Genomic DNA, 14,500 nt, shown 5'->3' on the forward strand with positions numbered 1-14,500 from the left:
CCAGTCAGTTCCGCTCGTCGGGGAAACTTGGAATCGGCATGAATTCGACGCCGTCCTCGACCAGGCTCTTGGCCTCCTCCAGCGTCGCCTCGCCATAGATGCCGCGCGGGTCGCTCTCGCCGAAATGGATCTTGCGTGCCTCCTCGGCAAACTTGTCGCCGACGTAGTCGGCGTTCTCGCGCACCTTCTCGGCCATCGCCTTCAATTGCGCCAGCGCCTGCTTCTGGGCCTCGCCCATGGCGAGCGCGATCTTTTCTCGGCTGCGCCCGGTCGAGACGGCCGGCGCCATCAACGCCTTCTCGACCTTGTGCGAGCCGCAGGTCGGGCAATCGACGAAGCCACGCTTCTTCTGGGTGTCGAAATCGTCGTTGCTGCGAAACCAGCCTTCGAATTCATGCTCGTGGTCGCAGATCAGCGAAAAGCGAATCAAGACGCCGCACCCCTGAGACTTTGCGCCTCGACCGGAGTGACGTTCACGGCGAAGTCGCGTGAATTTTTCAGATTTGGGATCTTCTTGCGGGCAGCGACCGACTGTGCCGGGTCGATCTCGGCGATGATCACCGCCGGTACGTCATGTGCCGCTTCGGCGACGATGCGGCCCCACGGATCGACGATCAGCGAATGGCCATAGGTCTCGCGGCCGTCCTCGTGCAGTCCGCCTTGCGCCGCGGCGACAACATAGGCGCCGTTCTCGATGGCGCGCGCCCGCAGCAGCACATGCCAGTGCGCCTCGCCGGTCTGGCGGGTGAAGGCGGCGGGCACCGAAAGCAGGTCGGCGCCGGCCAGCGCCTCGGCGCGGAAGAGCTGCGGAAAGCGCAGATCGTAGCAGACGGCGAAACCCAGCCTCGCCCCATCGATCCCGGCGCCGCTGATCTCGGTGACGACGGCCTCGGTGCCTGGCTCATAGGCGGCGGATTCGCGCCAGCTTTCGCCATTGTCGAGATCAACGTCGAACATGTGGATCTTGTCGTAGATGGCTAGTGTCGCGCCATCCGGCCCAAACAAAAGCGCACGGTTGGCGAGTTTGCCGTCGGCGCGCAGGATGGCGGTCGAGCCGATATGCAGGAAGACGCCAAGTTCTTTCGCCAGCTTGCGCGAGGTCGAGACGATGATGTCCTTGTCCTCGGACGTGAACGAGGCGGCCCGCGCCTGGCTGTCGCGGATCAGCGCACCGGTCATTTCCGGTGACTGGATATAGGTCGCACCCTGGCCCGCGGCCTCGCGCACCAGCCGCTCCAGATCGACCGCGTTGCGCTCGGGGCTGGTGCCCGAACGCATCTGGATCGCCGCCGCCTTGAAAGTACCCATCGTCATATCCTCAATTCGTCGAGCCATTGGCGAGCAGACGGTCCAGCCGGCCCTCCGCCTCCAGTTCGTGGAGATCGTCGGAGCCGCCGACATGGGTATCGCCGATGAATATCTGCGGAAAGGTCGAGCGGCCATTCGCACGGGAAATCATTTCCCGGCGCAGTTCCGGCGAGAAGGAGGCGTCGTGCTCGGTGTAGGCAACGCCCTTGCGCTCGAGCAGCCGCTTGGCCGCCACGCAATAGCCGCACATCATCCGTGTATAGATCGTCACGTCGACCATCGGTCAGCAATCCTGCCTTTCTTCAATCTATATAGTCGCGGACTCGTCGGCCCGAAAGTCCCCCGGCAGCACGCGCGCAAAGGTCAGCACGTCGACGGTCCCGGCACCGCCCTTCTTCAGCGCCTTGGCGACCGCGCGGACAGTAGCGCCGGTGGTATAGACATCGTCGATCAAGAGCACCCGGCGGCCGGCGATCTCGATCTCGGCCTCCTCCGGCACTCTGAAGGCGGCACGCACATTCTCCTCGCGTTCCCGCCGCTCCAGCCCGACCTGCTGGCGGGTGAGTTTGACGCGCCTGACCGCCGAGGGCGCAAAAGGCAGGCCACCAAGTTGCGATACCGCCCTTGCCAGTTCCGCCGACTGGTTGAACTGGCGCCTGAAGAAACGCCGCCAGTGCAGCGGCACCGGCACGACCACATCGGCCTCCGCGATCAGTTCGGCACCGGCGCGCAGCATCCAGCGCGCCATCCACGGCGCCAGGTCGGTGCGATCCTGGTATTTCAGCCCTTGCACCATCTGGCGGGCGACACCGGAATAAGCGACCGCGGCCCGCGCGCGCTCGAACGGCGGCGGGTCGGCGATCGCCTCGGCCGACAGGAACCCCTCGCCCATGTGATGGATGAACGGCGTGCCCATCACCGGGCACCATGGCCGCTCCAGGAGCCTGAGCTTCGGCCAGCAGGCGCCGCACAGCACGCCGGGCTGCGAGACATGCCGGCGGCAGCCGGCGCAAACCGGCGGAAACAGGATGCGCGCCGGCCAGTCCAATGCCTTTCGAGCGGTACTCTTGATATCTGGCATTGGATCGGCCACGTGGTTGCTCCTCCGCCACCCTATATCAGACAGCGGAAAGCAGGAACCGTCAGTTGCAACCTTTAGTCGACACTTCTCTCTGGCTGGCGCACAAGCGCCGGGCGCTCGCCCGACCGACTGCCGGCGCAGATTTCCTGATGCGGCGGGCGGCCGAGGAGCTTGCCGAGCGGCTGGGCGCCGTCGAACGCAAATTCGCCAGAGCGGCCGTGCTGTTTTGCCAGACGCCGGCGGCGGTCGACGTGCTCGCGACAAGCGGCAAGGTGAAGGACATCATACGCGTGGAGGCGGACGCTATGTTCCTGGGCGATGCCGCCGGACTGGTGGCGCCGCTGGAGACCGTGCCATTCGAGCCGGAAAGCCTCGACCTCGCGGTGTCTCTTTTGTCCCTTCAGGCAATGAACGACATTCCCGGCATGCTGGTTCAGATCCGCCGCGCGCTGAAGCCGGACGGTCTTTTCCTCGGCGCTTTCGCCGGCGCCGGTACGCTTTCCGAGCTGCGCGAAAGCCTCCTCGCCGCCGAGACCGAGCTTTACGGCGGCGCCAGCCCGCGCGTCATCCCGTTCACCGACGTGCGCGACGCCGGCGCGCTTTTGCAACGCGCCGGCCTGGCCTTGCCCGTCGCCGATGTCGAGACGGTGACGGTGCGCTACGATTCCCTGTTCGGCCTGATGGCGGACCTGCGGGCGATGGGCGAGACCAGCGCGCTCATCGACCGCAGCAGGCGACCGGGCACACGAAGGCTGTTTGCCCGCGTCGCCGAAATCTACGCCGAGCGGTTTTCGGATGCCGATGGTCGCGTCAGGGCGAGTTTTCCGATCGTATGGATGTCAGGCTGGGCGCCCGACGCCTCGCAGCAAGAACCGCTGAAGCCCGGCTCGGCGAAAATATCGCTGAAGACGATACTGGAAGATCCCGGCGGGCGTTGGCCGGATTCTACGGATGCGGCTGGCCGGCCGTGATCACTGCGCGAAAGCGTTCACAAGCTTGCTGGAATTGTCGCTAAACAGCCACGCCATTGCGTCTGCGGCCTGGCCGATGCCGCCTATGATGGCAAGCGACAGCACGGTCACGATCAGCCCATATTCGATGGCCGTCGCGCCGGTCTTGTCTTCCAAAAATCGTTGCAGCACTGTTTTCATGACCGTCGATCCCGCTTGCCGGAACCCTAGCGTCGACCTGTTAAGAAAGGTTAACGGCACAGGCTTAACAGGCGATGAAACGACCGCTTTAAACCATCTCAGCAGTCGCCGCTGCGCTTGCCATTGTCGCGTATCACGCAGATCGAACTGGGCAGCGGCTGCAGCACGCTCCTGCGCAGCGTGTAGGTAACACGACGGCCGATCGAGCCTGTGCTTCCAATCGAGGCTGTGCTCCCGACCGATCCTGTGCTCATTCCGTCGAGGCCGCCGGCAAAATGGTCGCGGGCGGATCGCGTCCGGCTGTCGAGCAGGGGCGTCGCGATCAAGGCCAGCGCCACCGCGGCCGAGCCGAACAGCAGCGTGATCCGCAATATGCCAATGCCGGCATGGACAGCGCTAAAGCTGCGGTCGGGTCGGATCGATTCCCAGTCCCTGTCGAGGCTCATGCAACCGCCTTCCGGCGAAGGCCTGAACACGGCCTTCCCTTCGATTTTCTATGCCGTCAATTTCTCACAGCGAGATAAATCTTCCATTAACGCTGTCTAAATCGGGCAGTGACGGCACAATCACAGAAGATCGATGAGGAATTGGATCAGCGGCGCGTCGGCCGGCGGCATCGGAAAATCGCGCATCTGGCGCGGCCGCACCCATTTAAGCACCTGCCCTTCCTTCGGCCGCGCGATGCCGCGGAAGCGACGGCAGACGAACAGCGGCATCAGCAGGTGAAAATCATCGTAGGAATGGCTGGCGAACGTGAACGGCGCCAGGCAGGGGATGTCGGTCTCGATGCCGATCTCCTCGTACAACTCCCGGATGAGGCATTCTTCCGGCGTCTCGCCGGGCTCGACCTTGCCGCCCGGAAACTCCCACAGGCCGGCGAGCTGCTTGCCTTCGGGCCGCTGCGCCAGCAGCACGCGGCCGTCGGTATCGACCAGCGCGCAGGCTGCGACCAGGAGCAGGCGTTTGCCGACAGGGTTCGGGCCGGTCATGCGCCGGGCGGCCGGCGATAATGGTAACGATAGACTTCGTCGAACCCGAGCGAACGATAAAGCGCCAGCGCCGGCGCATTATCGGCCTCGACCTGCAGCCAGGCTTCCCGGGCGCCGCGCAGCCGTGCCCATTTCAGCGCTGACAGGATGAGGTGACGGCCGTGGCCCTGGTTGCGTACCGATCTGTCGGTGGCGATCTCGAACAGTCCGGCAAGATCGCCATCATGGACGCAGATCAGCGTCGCCAGCGGTTCGGTGCCCTTTTCGAGCGCGAACAGCCCGGCTTCCGGCTGGATGGCGCCGATGATCTCCGACAGGCCCGGCCGCAGCGACACATCCGAGCCGCTTACCTTGAGCGACGCGCCGATGAAGCGGCTGATGTCCTTCAGCGGAATCTGGTCCATGGCGGCGTCGAGCTGGGCGTCCGCGAGCGGCAGCCGCATCACCAGCGATTCGTCGAATGTGCTCCAGCCTTCACTGTCGAGATGTTTGGAAAGGACCGACCCCGACAACGGCGATATGCGGAAGGTCAGCGGCCGGCCGTAGGCGTCGAAACGGCGGCTGGCGCGGCCGATGCGCTCGGCAATGTGCTGGATGTCGCCGGGATCGAGCGGGTTGACCGAATTCAGCCGCTTGGCCGGATGACCCGCCGTCAGCCGCACCACCCAGGTGCCGTCATAATGGACCGCCGCCGCCGGCCAGGCGCGAAAGCCGGCCGCCTCATAGCGGCGCACGATGGCAAGCACGCTTGCCGGATGTCTGGAAACCAACGCCATCAGCTCCGATAATCGCCGTTAATGGCGACATACTCCTTGGTGAGGTCGCAAGTCCACACCGTCGCCTTGCCGCGGCCGATGCCGATATCGGCATGGATGCGGATCTCGTCGCGCCTCATGTAGGCCGATGTCGCCTCCTCGGAGTAGGCGGCGTCGCGCTCGCCCTCATGCGCCAGCCTGATATCGCCGAACCAGATCGACAGAAGGTCGCGGTCGGCCGGTTCACCGGCCTTGCCGATGGCCATGACGACGCGACCCCAATTGGCGTCCTCGCCGGCGACCGCCGTCTTGACCAGCGGCGAATTGGCGATCGACAGCGCGATGCGCTTGGCCGAGCGGGCCGATTTCGCGCCGGTGACGGTGACCTCGACCTGTTTTCGCGCGCCCTCGCCGTCGCGCACCACTTGCAGCGCCAGCGATTTCAGCACCTTGCCGAGCCCGCGGCGGAAGGCGCCGAGGCGCGCATCCCCGGCATCGGTGACGTCAGGCGCGCCGCGCCTGGATGCCGTGCCGGTGGCGAACATCAGCAGCGTGTCGCTGGTCGAGGTGTCGCTGTCGACGGTGACCGCATTAAAGGTCTTGGCCGTGCCGCGCGACAAAAGATCCTGCAGCACTGGGGCTGCGATCGGCGCATCGGTGGCGATGAAGGAGAGCATCGTCGCCATGTCGGGCGCGATCATGCCGGCGCCCTTGGCAATGCCGTTGATGGTGACGTCGGCGTCGCCGAGTTTTACCGTCGCGGTCGCCAGTTTCGGATAGGTGTCCGTGGTCATGATCGCCTTGGCGGCTTCGGTCCACAGATCCGGCCTGCCCTCCTTGACCAGTCCGGCGAGCAGGTGGCTGAACTTGCCGGCATCCAGCGGCTCGCCGATGACGCCGGTCGAGGCCAGAAACACCTCGTCCGGCGTGCAGCCCGCAGCCTTGGCTGCAGCCTCGCCGGTCATTGCCGTGGAGGCTCGGCCCTTGTTGCCGGTGAAGGCATTGGCGTTGCCGGAATTGACGACCAGGACGCGCGCCTTGCCTTGCGCAAGATTCTGCCGGCAGAAATCGACCGGCGCCGATGGGCATTTCGACCTGGTGAACACGCCGGCGACCGTGGTGCCGGCATCGAAGACCATGGCGAGCAGGTCGGTGCGGTTCTTGTACTTTATCCCGGCCTCGGCAGTGGCGATGCGGACGCCCTCGATGTCAGGCATTTTAGGATATTTTTTCGGCGCGAGCGGCGAAATCGTGGCTGACATGAAGACCTCGGGCAGGAAAATCGCAAGGGGAACGCCGGTTTGCCCGATAGCGGGCGCCGGCGCAAGGGCGTTTTCCCGACCGTTGCGGACGACACCGAACTGCCGCACCACGCTTACCTCACTGGGCAGGATTGAGGAACCGTCGGAACATCTTCTGCACGCCCGGAATGAGCCCCCAGATCATGATCGCGACCATCAGCGGCGCGATGACCAGCGTGCGCTGCCATATCTCCCACTGTTCGGTCAGCGGGAACACCACATAGAGGATGGCGGTGATCAGCGGATAGACGCCGGCAAGCACCAGCAGGGCAAACCGGAGGCGCGAGTAGCGGACGGCGGTCGAGGTCAATGGCTTTTCCTTATCGTTACGAAACGTTCCGTTATATAAAACGGGCCGTTCCGTTTCGTCAAGAGGTCGTATATGCACGTTGAGGAAACTACCGATAAGGAAAAAGCAGATGGCTGAGGACGCAGATCGGGCCCGCAAATCAACTGGCGCGCGGCGCAATCCCGACAGCGCCGACGCCATTCTCGACGCCGCCGAGGCGGTGCTGGTCGAGGCCGGTTATTCCGGCTTCTCGATCGAAGCGGTGGCGCGGCGGGCGCGTGCTGGAAAGCCTACGATCTATCGATGGTGGCCGAGCAAGGCCGCCTTGCTGTTCGACGTCTATCAGCGGCTAAAGCGCGTCGAAAATCCCGATACCGGAAACCTCGAGGACGATCTCGTCGGCTTCCTCAAGAACCTGTTCTCGCACTGGCATGACACGTCGTCAGGCAGCGTCTTCAGATCGCTGATCGCCGAGGCGCAGTCGGATGCGACGGTGGCCACCGTGCTTGTCGAATACACCAAAGGACGCCATGCCCATACCGGCCAGATGATCGAGCGCGCCAAGGCAAGAGGCGAAGTGGCGGCCGACGTCGATGCCACGCTCGTCGCCGACCTGGTCGCCTCCTTTGCCTGGACGCATCTTTTGACCAATCGCCTCGACGAAGACGAAGCGACGCTGCGCAGGGCGGTCCGCTATGTGGTACGAGGCATCGCTCCACCGGCGAACTCGCCGCCGGCGATCCGGCAGCGTTCAAGGCGTCGACGCATCGTAGGATAGGTAGAGAAGCAGAACTATCCGTTGTCGACATTTGCGCGCCTGTTGGCTGCTCTCCAGCGTTGGTGGCTGGCGAAAGCCGACGCGGCATCCAATCTCCTCCCTTGCGGGGAGATGTCCAGCAGGGGAAGGATCTCGGCTTCATTCCAGCTTGGGTTCCTCGCCCCCACGAAAGTGGGGGAGAGGTGGCTCGGCGAAGCCGAGACGGAGAGGGGGACCGCGCTCTACGAAGCCCCCTCTCCGGCCGCTTCGCGGCCACCTCTCCCCCGCTTCGCGGTGGGCGAGGAACCCAAGTCTTGAGAGGTCGGAGGGACAGCACCCCCCTCTGCCCTGCCGGGCATCTCCCCCGCAAGGGGGGAGATCGGCAGCTTCACCGATGGCGCGCCTACTTGGTGTTTTCCAGCGCGTCGACCGTCTTCTTCAGCTTCTCGTCCGGGATCTCGACCTTCGCCTCGGCGCGCAGCGACTTGACCAGCGCGATGTATTTGTCGCGGATGACCGCCTGACGGGCCTGGTCCTTGACCTGATCGAAGGCCGGCGGCTGCTTGGCGCGCTTGTCCTCGACCTGGATGACGTGCCAGCCGAACTGCGACTGCACCGGCTGTTCGGTGTATTTGCCGACCGCGATCGCAAAGACCGCCTTGTCGAACTCCGGCACCATCTGGCCGGGTCCGAACCAGCCGAGATCGCCGCCGCTGGTCTTGCCGCTCGGATCGCTGGTGTGCTCGTTGGCGAGTTTCTGGAAATCGGCGCCGCCGTCGAGCTGCTTGATGATCGCATCGGCCTCTTCCTTCGACTTCACGAGGATGTGACGGGCATGCACCTCGTTGCTCGGCGGTGTGTTGGCGATTTCCTGGTCGTAGCGGGCGCGAACCTCGGCATCCGTAACCTTGCCGACGACATCCTTCTCGACCATTTCGCCATGCAGCGCGCGCTGCTGCAGGAAAGCCATGCGGCGCTGGAAGTCTGGATCCTTGTCGAGGCCGGTGGTGACCGCCTGGGCGGCCATGACCTTGATTTCGATCGCCGCCGAAAGTGCTGCGGCGCGGCGCTGTTCGGGGGGCATCTGCGCGAACTGCTGCGACAGTTCGCCTTCGGCAAGCGCAAGGTCTGCCTCGGTCAGCGTCTGGCCGTTGATCGTGGCGACCACGGCGTTCGGATCGACCGGCGCCGGTTGGGCGGGAGCGGCCGGTTGGGCCGGGGCTGGTTGGGCAGGCGCGGTGTCCTGCGCCATCAGCGGCGACAGCGGCAGAGCCGACAGCCCGAATGCCAGGCCGAGGCTGGCGAGCGACGCGCGGCGGAACAATAAGGACATACGATAACTCCAATAGGGGATAGCTAGAGCGGGATGGCTTCCAGACCAGCCAGATTGTGGCGGAATTTGGCACGGTCGTCAGGGCGAGCGCGCCGTTGACATCGATTGAGCCCCCTCTTATCTGTCCAACGACTTTGCGTCCAGAACCGTTTTCCGGGCGCTTTTTGCGTTTGTCCGCGTTTCACGTGGATTTGATGGGGCCGCCGGCACCCGTCGCAACGACTTGGAATGCTATCGAAAGGACCATTGAATGGTCAGTTTTGGCGGTCTCGCCCGTAAGGTTTTCGGCTCCTCCAACGATCGTCGGGTCAAGTCGACCCGACCGCGCGTCGAAGCGATCAACGCCATGGAAAACGAGATGCGGGCGCTCTCCGACCCCGAGCTGACGGCCCGCACGGAAAAATTCCGCCAGGACGTCGCCAACGGCGCCAGCCTCGATGATCTCCTGGTGCCGGCCTTCGCCACCGTGCGCGAGGCGGCGCGCCGCGTGCTCGGCATGCGCCCGTTCGATGTGCAGCTGATCGGCGGCATGGTGCTGCACAATGGCGGTATCGCCGAGATGCGCACCGGCGAGGGCAAGACGCTGGTCGCCACGCTGCCCGTCTATCTCAACGCGCTCGCCGGCAAAGGCGTCCACGTCGTGACCGTCAACGACTATCTTGCCACGCGCGACTCCGAATGGATGGGCCGCGTCTACAAATTCCTCGGCCTTACCGTCGGCGTCATCGTCCATGGCCTGTCCGACGAGGAACGCCACGCCGCCTACGCCGCCGACGTCACCTACGCCACCAACAACGAGCTCGGCTTCGACTACCTGCGCGACAACATGAAATACGAGCGCGCCCAGATGGTGCAGCGCGGCCACAGCTACGCCATCGTCGACGAGGTCGACTCCATCCTGGTCGACGAGGCGCGCACGCCGCTGATCATTTCCGGTCCGCTCGAGGACCGCTCGGAAATGTACAACACCATCGACGCCTTCATGCTGAAGCTCGAGCCGGCCGACTACGAGATCGATGAGAAGCAGAAGACCTCGATCTTCACCGAGGAAGGCACCGAGAAGCTGGAAAACCTTCTGCGCGACGCCGACCTGCTCAAGGGCGAGTCGCTCTACGACGTCGAGAACGTCGCCATCGTCCACCACGTCAACAATGCGCTGAAGGCGCATCAGCTGTTCCAGAAGGACAAGGACTATATCGTGCGCAACGGCGAGATCGTCATCATCGACGAATTCACCGGCCGCATGATGCCCGGCCGCCGCTATTCGGAAGGCCTGCACCAGGCGCTCGAAGCCAAGGAACATGTGGCGATCCAGCCGGAGAACCAGACGCTCGCCTCCGTCACCTTCCAGAACTATTTCCGCCTCTACAAGAAGCTCGCCGGCATGACCGGCACGGCGCTGACCGAGGCCGAGGAATTCGGCAACATCTACAATCTCGATGTCACCGAGATCCCGACCAATCTGCCGGTGATCCGCACTGACGAAGACGACGAGGTCTATCGGACCGTCGAGGAGAAATACAAGGCGATCGTCAAGGAGATCAAGGAAGCCCGCACCAAGGGCCAGCCGACCTTGGTCGGCACCACCTCGATCGAGAAATCCGAGTTGCTGGCCGCGCGCCTGCGCAAGGAAGGCTTCACCGATTTCGAGGTGCTGAACGCCCGTCACCACGAGCGTGAGGCGGCGATCGTCGCCCAGGCGGGAAAACCCGGCGCCATCACCATTGCCACCAACATGGCCGGCCGCGGCACCGACATCCAGCTCGGCGGCAATGCCGACATGCGTATCGCCGAGGAGCTTGGCGACATGCCGGCTGGTCCCGAGCGCGAAGCCAGGGAAAGGGAAATCCGCGACGACGTCGCCCGGTTGAAGGAAAAGGCGCTGGCCGCCGGCGGCCTCTACGTGCTCGCCACCGAGCGCCACGAGTCGCGCCGCATCGACAACCAGTTGCGCGGCCGCTCGGGCCGCCAAGGCGATCCTGGGCGGTCAAAGTTCTTCCTGTCGCTGCAGGACGATCTGATGCGCATCTTCGGCTCCGAGCGCATGGACGGCATGCTGCAGAAGCTCGGCCTCAAGGAAGACGAGGCGATCATCCACCCCTGGATCAACAAGGCGCTGGAAAAAGCACAGAAGAAGGTCGAGGCGCGCAACTTCGACATCCGCAAGAACCTGCTGAAATATGACGACGTCTCGAACGACCAGCGCAAGGTGGTGTTCGAGCAGCGCCTCGAGCTGATGGACGGTGAAGGCCTGTCCGAGACCATCGCCGAGATGCGCGAGGGCGTCATCGACGAGATCGTCGCCAAGGCTATTCCCGAAAACGCCTATGCCGAGCAGTGGAACGTCGCCGGCCTCAAGGCCGAGGTCGCCGAATTCCTCAATCTCGACCTGCCGATCGAGGACTGGGTCAAGGAAGAGGGCATTGCCGAGGACGACATCCGCGAACGCATCACCCAGGCCGCCGACACCGCCGCCAAGGACCGCGCCGAGCGCTTCGGCCCGGACGTGATGACCTATGTCGAGCGCTCGGTGGTGCTGCAGACGCTCGACCATCTGTGGCGCGAGCACATCGTCAACCTCGACCATCTGCGCTCGGTCGTTGGCTTCCGCGGTTATGCCCAGCGTGACCCGCTGCAGGAATACAAGGGCGAGGCGTTCGAGCTGTTCCAGGCGATGCTCGGCAATCTGCGCCAGGCCGTCACCGCACAATTGATGCGCGTCGAGCTGGTCCGCCAGGCCGCCGAAGCGCCGCCGCCCGAGACGCCCGACATGTTCGGCAGCCATCTCGACGGCACCACCGGCGAGGACGATTTCGGCGAGACCGGGCTTCTGGTCCGCCAGGAGACCCACGCCACCGTCGCCCCCGAAAACCGCGACCCCAAGAACCCCGCCACCTGGGGCAAGGTCGGCCGCAACGAGGCCTGCCCGTGTGGTTCAGGGAAAAAGTACAAGCATTGCCATGGGGCGTTTGCGTAAGCGTCAGCTTTCCTTCTCCCCCTCCCTATACGGGGAACGCAGTCGAGGACTTCTTCGCCAAACTCTCGCGCCGGCGGCTGAAGCAGGGCGTCTTCGGCTCTGTCGTCGAGCTGCAGGCGGCGATCAATCGTTTCATAGCTGAACACAACGAGGTCGAGGCAAAGCCTTTTGTCTGGCGCGCAGATCCGGACACCATCATCGCAGCCGATACCGAGGATTCCAAGCGTTGGAGGCGACCGGCTAATGCTCACGCCGCGCGTTTTGGGCGGCCCGACAGGACGTGGATAACGGCGGTTTCGAGCCCGCAGCTGACGTAAGGTCAGAAAGTCAATGACTCGAGTGCACTGCCCCTATAGTCTGGTCATTGATGGTCAGCGGGAGTTGGCCCCGCAACCCTTGAGGCCCACCCAGCGCGGCGCGAAGCGGAGCAAGAATGATTCTCAGGGAGAGCAAGCAATGAGTTCATACGATTCCGACAAGGTCGCCAAACTTCATCGGGAATTGCACAGCCATCTTCCGCCTGAACCGGCTCTTCGCCTGAAAGCACTGGAGACGGTTCTGGTCGAGAAAGGCTTTCTGGCGGCCGACGCCGTGGACAAGTGGCTCGACAACTACTCGGAAAACGTAGGTCCGATGAATGGAGCCAAGGTCATCGCGCGGGCGTGGACTGATCCCGAGTTTGCCGAACGCCTCGCGAAACATGCGGCCGAGGCGTTTTCGGAAATCGTCCCAAGCGTCGATAAGGATTACCCCCTTGTCGCAGTGTTCAACACGCCTGATGTCCACAACGTTGTCGTTTGTACCTTGTGTTCCTGCTATCCACTTGGAATCTTGGGAATGTCTCCATCTTGGTACAAGTCGACCGAGTACCGGGCGCGAGCGGTCCGCGATCCGCGCGGCGTCCTCGCCGAATTCGGAACCGACCTGCCGGAAAAGGTTGAGGTCAAGGTGTGGGACTCGACCTCAGACCGGCGGTACATGGTGGTCCCGGAGCGTCCAGAGGGGACGGACGGCTGGACCGAAGAGGACCTCGCCGGCCTCGTGACGCGCAATGCAATGATCGGGACGACGAGGGACCTGTCGCCAAAACAGGAGGCGGGGTAGTGGATACGGTACACGACCTCGGCGGCAGACAAGGGTTCAGACCGATCCCGAACGTCGCAGAAGATGACTCGGCTCTGTTTTCCGATGAATGGAAGGCGCGCACATGGGCGATCGCCATGATGTCGATGGGCAAGCTGACGACAGATCGCACGGGCTGGACGCTCGATTGGTATCGCCACGTCTTGGAAAGGCTTCCCCCGGACGCCTACTTCGGCCTCGACTATTTCGAGAAATGGATTCTGGCCATGATGGTCACGTCTGTGGATGAAGGCGTCGCGGGCGTTCAGGAGTTCTTCGATGGCAGGGCCTCGAGTCGAACCTTCGAATACGAATCGCTCAGGCCTACGGCGGAGGCCCCGCCCACACGGGCAAGGTTCAAACCTGGCAACAAGGTTGTGGTACGGCGCGACATCGCCACAATGCACACGCGGCTGACGGGATATGTCCGGGGCCGGCCCGGGGTCGTCGACAGCGTGATCGGACCACAGCCTTTGCCCGACGAGAAAGCTGTCGGCACGATACGGCGCGAGCAGACATACGTCGTGCGGTTTCGCATGTCGGATCTTTGGCCTGAAGCCGGCGACACCGCAGACAGCCTGCTGATTGACATGTGGGACAGCTATCTTGAGCCGGCCTGAGATTGCCCGTCACGCGCGGCGCCATCGCGATGGCGAACCGGTCTTGTTCGAGCAATGGCACGCTCAGGTCATTGCGATGGTCGAGCTGCTCATCGCCGATGGAAAGATCGAAGCCGAGGATTGGTCTCAGACCCTGGGCGCCGAGCTTGACCGACGGGTGACCGATACTGCTATCGACACCGACGCGACCTATTACAGCGCCTTTCTCAGCGCTTTGGAGCAGATACTGGGCAGGAGCCAGTTCGCCCTACAGGCCGAGGTGGACAGACGCGAACAGGATTGGCGAAACGCCTACCTGAATACACCGCATGGCAAGCCAGTGGCCCTGGCAGATTAGTCAGCGGACCTATAACGGGCGTCACGCTGGATAGCCCGCTTTGTCCGAATTGCCGTCAGACGTGCCGAGTCCGGCGCGGGCCGCAGGTGCGGGTTTGAAGCGTCGGACTCAGACCACTAGACTTAGATGCGAAAGCTCTCGTCAAAGACTATGCCGATCGCATTTGGTTCTGTCCGATCAACAGCGGCTGTACCAAACTCTTTCCTCACCTCGCGGCAATTCGACTTTTCGGCGGATATCGGAATACCCGTACGAGCACTGGAAAACGAAGAGAAAGAAGGGCGAACGAGTAATAGAGCTTGCGGTTGATTATGCTGTCGAGGACGTCGCAAAATATGTACGACGAGTTGTCCGGATGAGAAGCACGGAAGAGACCGCGTCAATTTTCCCGGCATAGGGGCTTTCGCGGAAACGAAAGATTCGTTTTCTTACGTCTCACCTTACGGCATAGGCGCGCCGATCGGCCGGGGGCCTGTCGCA

The 14,500-nt window shown here is 63.6% G+C and carries 17 protein-coding genes and 2 pseudogenes; 8 read left to right on the forward strand and 11 right to left on the reverse strand.

Annotation, left to right across the window (positions count from 1 at the left end):
• Window positions 1-4 precede the first annotated feature (4 nt).
• The 4 genes from BQ8482_RS19815 to BQ8482_RS19830 are packed head-to-tail and all read right to left on the reverse strand — an operon-like array spanning window position 5 to window position 2,401.
• Window positions 5-430 (reverse strand): DUF1178 family protein, encoded by a 426-nt coding sequence (locus BQ8482_RS19815; RefSeq protein WP_123149163.1) that lies wholly within the window; start codon window positions 428-430, stop codon window positions 5-7.
• Window positions 427-1,308: a carbon-nitrogen hydrolase family protein gene (locus tag BQ8482_RS19820; protein ID WP_123149195.1), complete on the reverse strand. Its 882-nt coding sequence runs from the start codon at window positions 1,306-1,308 to the stop codon at window positions 427-429. Before BQ8482_RS19820 ends, BQ8482_RS19815 begins: the two co-directional genes overlap by 4 nt.
• Before the next feature lie 10 nt (window positions 1,309-1,318).
• Window positions 1,319-1,588, reverse strand: a complete 270-nt coding sequence (gene grxC, locus BQ8482_RS19825; protein WP_023797293.1) for a glutaredoxin 3 — start codon at window positions 1,586-1,588, stop codon at window positions 1,319-1,321.
• Window positions 1,589-1,615: 27 nt separating this feature from the next.
• Window positions 1,616-2,401 (reverse strand): ComF family protein, encoded by a 786-nt coding sequence (locus BQ8482_RS19830; RefSeq protein ID WP_123149164.1) that lies wholly within the window; start codon window positions 2,399-2,401, stop codon window positions 1,616-1,618.
• A gap of 53 nt (window positions 2,402-2,454) precedes the next feature.
• Between BQ8482_RS19830 and BQ8482_RS19835 the strand changes: the two genes are divergently transcribed.
• Window positions 2,455-3,360: a methyltransferase domain-containing protein gene (locus BQ8482_RS19835; RefSeq protein ID WP_123149165.1), complete on the forward strand. Its 906-nt coding sequence runs from the start codon at window positions 2,455-2,457 to the stop codon at window positions 3,358-3,360.
• On the opposite strand, the gene BQ8482_RS19840 is transcribed toward BQ8482_RS19835, so the two are convergent.
• The 6 genes from BQ8482_RS19840 to BQ8482_RS19865 form a co-directional block, all read right to left on the reverse strand.
• Window positions 3,361-3,540, reverse strand: coding sequence for a Flp family type IVb pilin (locus tag BQ8482_RS19840; RefSeq protein ID WP_123149166.1), 180 nt, complete (start codon window positions 3,538-3,540; stop codon window positions 3,361-3,363). It abuts the gene before it with no gap.
• A gap of 98 nt (window positions 3,541-3,638) precedes the next feature.
• A complete protein-coding gene (locus tag BQ8482_RS19845; protein WP_123149196.1) occupies window positions 3,639-3,986 on the reverse strand; it encodes a hypothetical protein in 348 nt (115 codons plus the stop codon).
• 120 nt (window positions 3,987-4,106) lie between these two features.
• A complete protein-coding gene (locus tag BQ8482_RS19850; protein WP_123149167.1) occupies window positions 4,107-4,529 on the reverse strand; it encodes a (deoxy)nucleoside triphosphate pyrophosphohydrolase in 423 nt (140 codons plus the stop codon).
• Window positions 4,526-5,305, reverse strand: coding sequence for a GNAT family N-acetyltransferase (locus BQ8482_RS19855; protein ID WP_208867779.1), 780 nt, complete (start codon window positions 5,303-5,305; stop codon window positions 4,526-4,528). The genes BQ8482_RS19850 and BQ8482_RS19855 overlap by 4 nt, the downstream gene beginning before the upstream one ends.
• Window positions 5,305-6,546 (reverse strand): bifunctional glutamate N-acetyltransferase/amino-acid acetyltransferase ArgJ, encoded by a 1,242-nt coding sequence (gene argJ / locus BQ8482_RS19860; protein ID WP_123149197.1) that lies wholly within the window; start codon window positions 6,544-6,546, stop codon window positions 5,305-5,307. The genes BQ8482_RS19855 and argJ overlap by 1 nt, the downstream gene beginning before the upstream one ends.
• A gap of 118 nt (window positions 6,547-6,664) precedes the next feature.
• A complete protein-coding gene (locus BQ8482_RS19865; RefSeq protein ID WP_123149168.1) occupies window positions 6,665-6,895 on the reverse strand; it encodes a putative antibiotic biosynthesis monooxygenase in 231 nt (76 codons plus the stop codon).
• Between the two features lie 109 nt (window positions 6,896-7,004).
• Here BQ8482_RS19865 and BQ8482_RS19870 point away from each other — a divergent pair, with 109 nt between their 5' ends.
• Complete coding sequence (locus tag BQ8482_RS19870) at window positions 7,005-7,652, forward strand: TetR/AcrR family transcriptional regulator (RefSeq protein ID WP_123149169.1); 648 nt, start codon at window positions 7,005-7,007, stop codon at window positions 7,650-7,652.
• Between the two features lie 382 nt (window positions 7,653-8,034).
• On the opposite strand, the gene BQ8482_RS19880 is transcribed toward BQ8482_RS19870, so the two are convergent.
• Window positions 8,035-8,964 carry a peptidylprolyl isomerase gene (locus BQ8482_RS19880; RefSeq protein ID WP_123149171.1) on the reverse strand — a complete coding sequence of 310 codons (930 nt, stop codon included), beginning with the start codon at window positions 8,962-8,964 and terminating at the stop codon, window positions 8,035-8,037.
• Between the two features lie 250 nt (window positions 8,965-9,214).
• Between BQ8482_RS19880 and secA the strand changes: the two genes are divergently transcribed.
• From secA to BQ8482_RS40615, 6 genes and pseudogenes are all read left to right on the forward strand, one after another.
• Window positions 9,215-11,941 carry a preprotein translocase subunit SecA gene (gene secA, locus BQ8482_RS19885; protein ID WP_123149172.1) on the forward strand — a complete coding sequence of 909 codons (2,727 nt, stop codon included), beginning with the start codon at window positions 9,215-9,217 and terminating at the stop codon, window positions 11,939-11,941.
• Window positions 11,942-11,976: 35 nt separating this feature from the next.
• A pseudogene (locus BQ8482_RS19890) lies at window positions 11,977-12,185 on the forward strand (IS630 family transposase); the annotation flags it as partial.
• A 212-nt stretch (window positions 12,186-12,397) separates the two neighbouring features.
• A complete protein-coding gene (gene nthA / locus BQ8482_RS19895; RefSeq protein WP_123149173.1) occupies window positions 12,398-13,045 on the forward strand; it encodes a nitrile hydratase subunit alpha in 648 nt (215 codons plus the stop codon).
• Window positions 13,045-13,683 carry an SH3-like domain-containing protein gene (locus tag BQ8482_RS19900; protein WP_123149174.1) on the forward strand — a complete coding sequence of 213 codons (639 nt, stop codon included), beginning with the start codon at window positions 13,045-13,047 and terminating at the stop codon, window positions 13,681-13,683. The genes nthA and BQ8482_RS19900 overlap by 1 nt, the downstream gene beginning before the upstream one ends.
• Entirely contained in the window at window positions 13,670-14,020 is a 351-nt protein-coding gene (locus BQ8482_RS19905; protein WP_123149175.1) for a hypothetical protein, read from the forward strand. The genes BQ8482_RS19900 and BQ8482_RS19905 overlap by 14 nt, the downstream gene beginning before the upstream one ends.
• 128 nt (window positions 14,021-14,148) lie before the next feature.
• Window positions 14,149-14,417: pseudogene (locus BQ8482_RS40615) on the forward strand (DUF7002 family protein); the annotation flags it as partial.
• Window positions 14,418-14,500: the final 83 nt, after the last annotated feature.

It is taken from the genome of Mesorhizobium delmotii (genome assembly GCF_900149755.1).
GTDB classification, from domain to species: Bacteria; Pseudomonadota; Alphaproteobacteria; order Rhizobiales; family Rhizobiaceae; genus Mesorhizobium; species Mesorhizobium delmotii.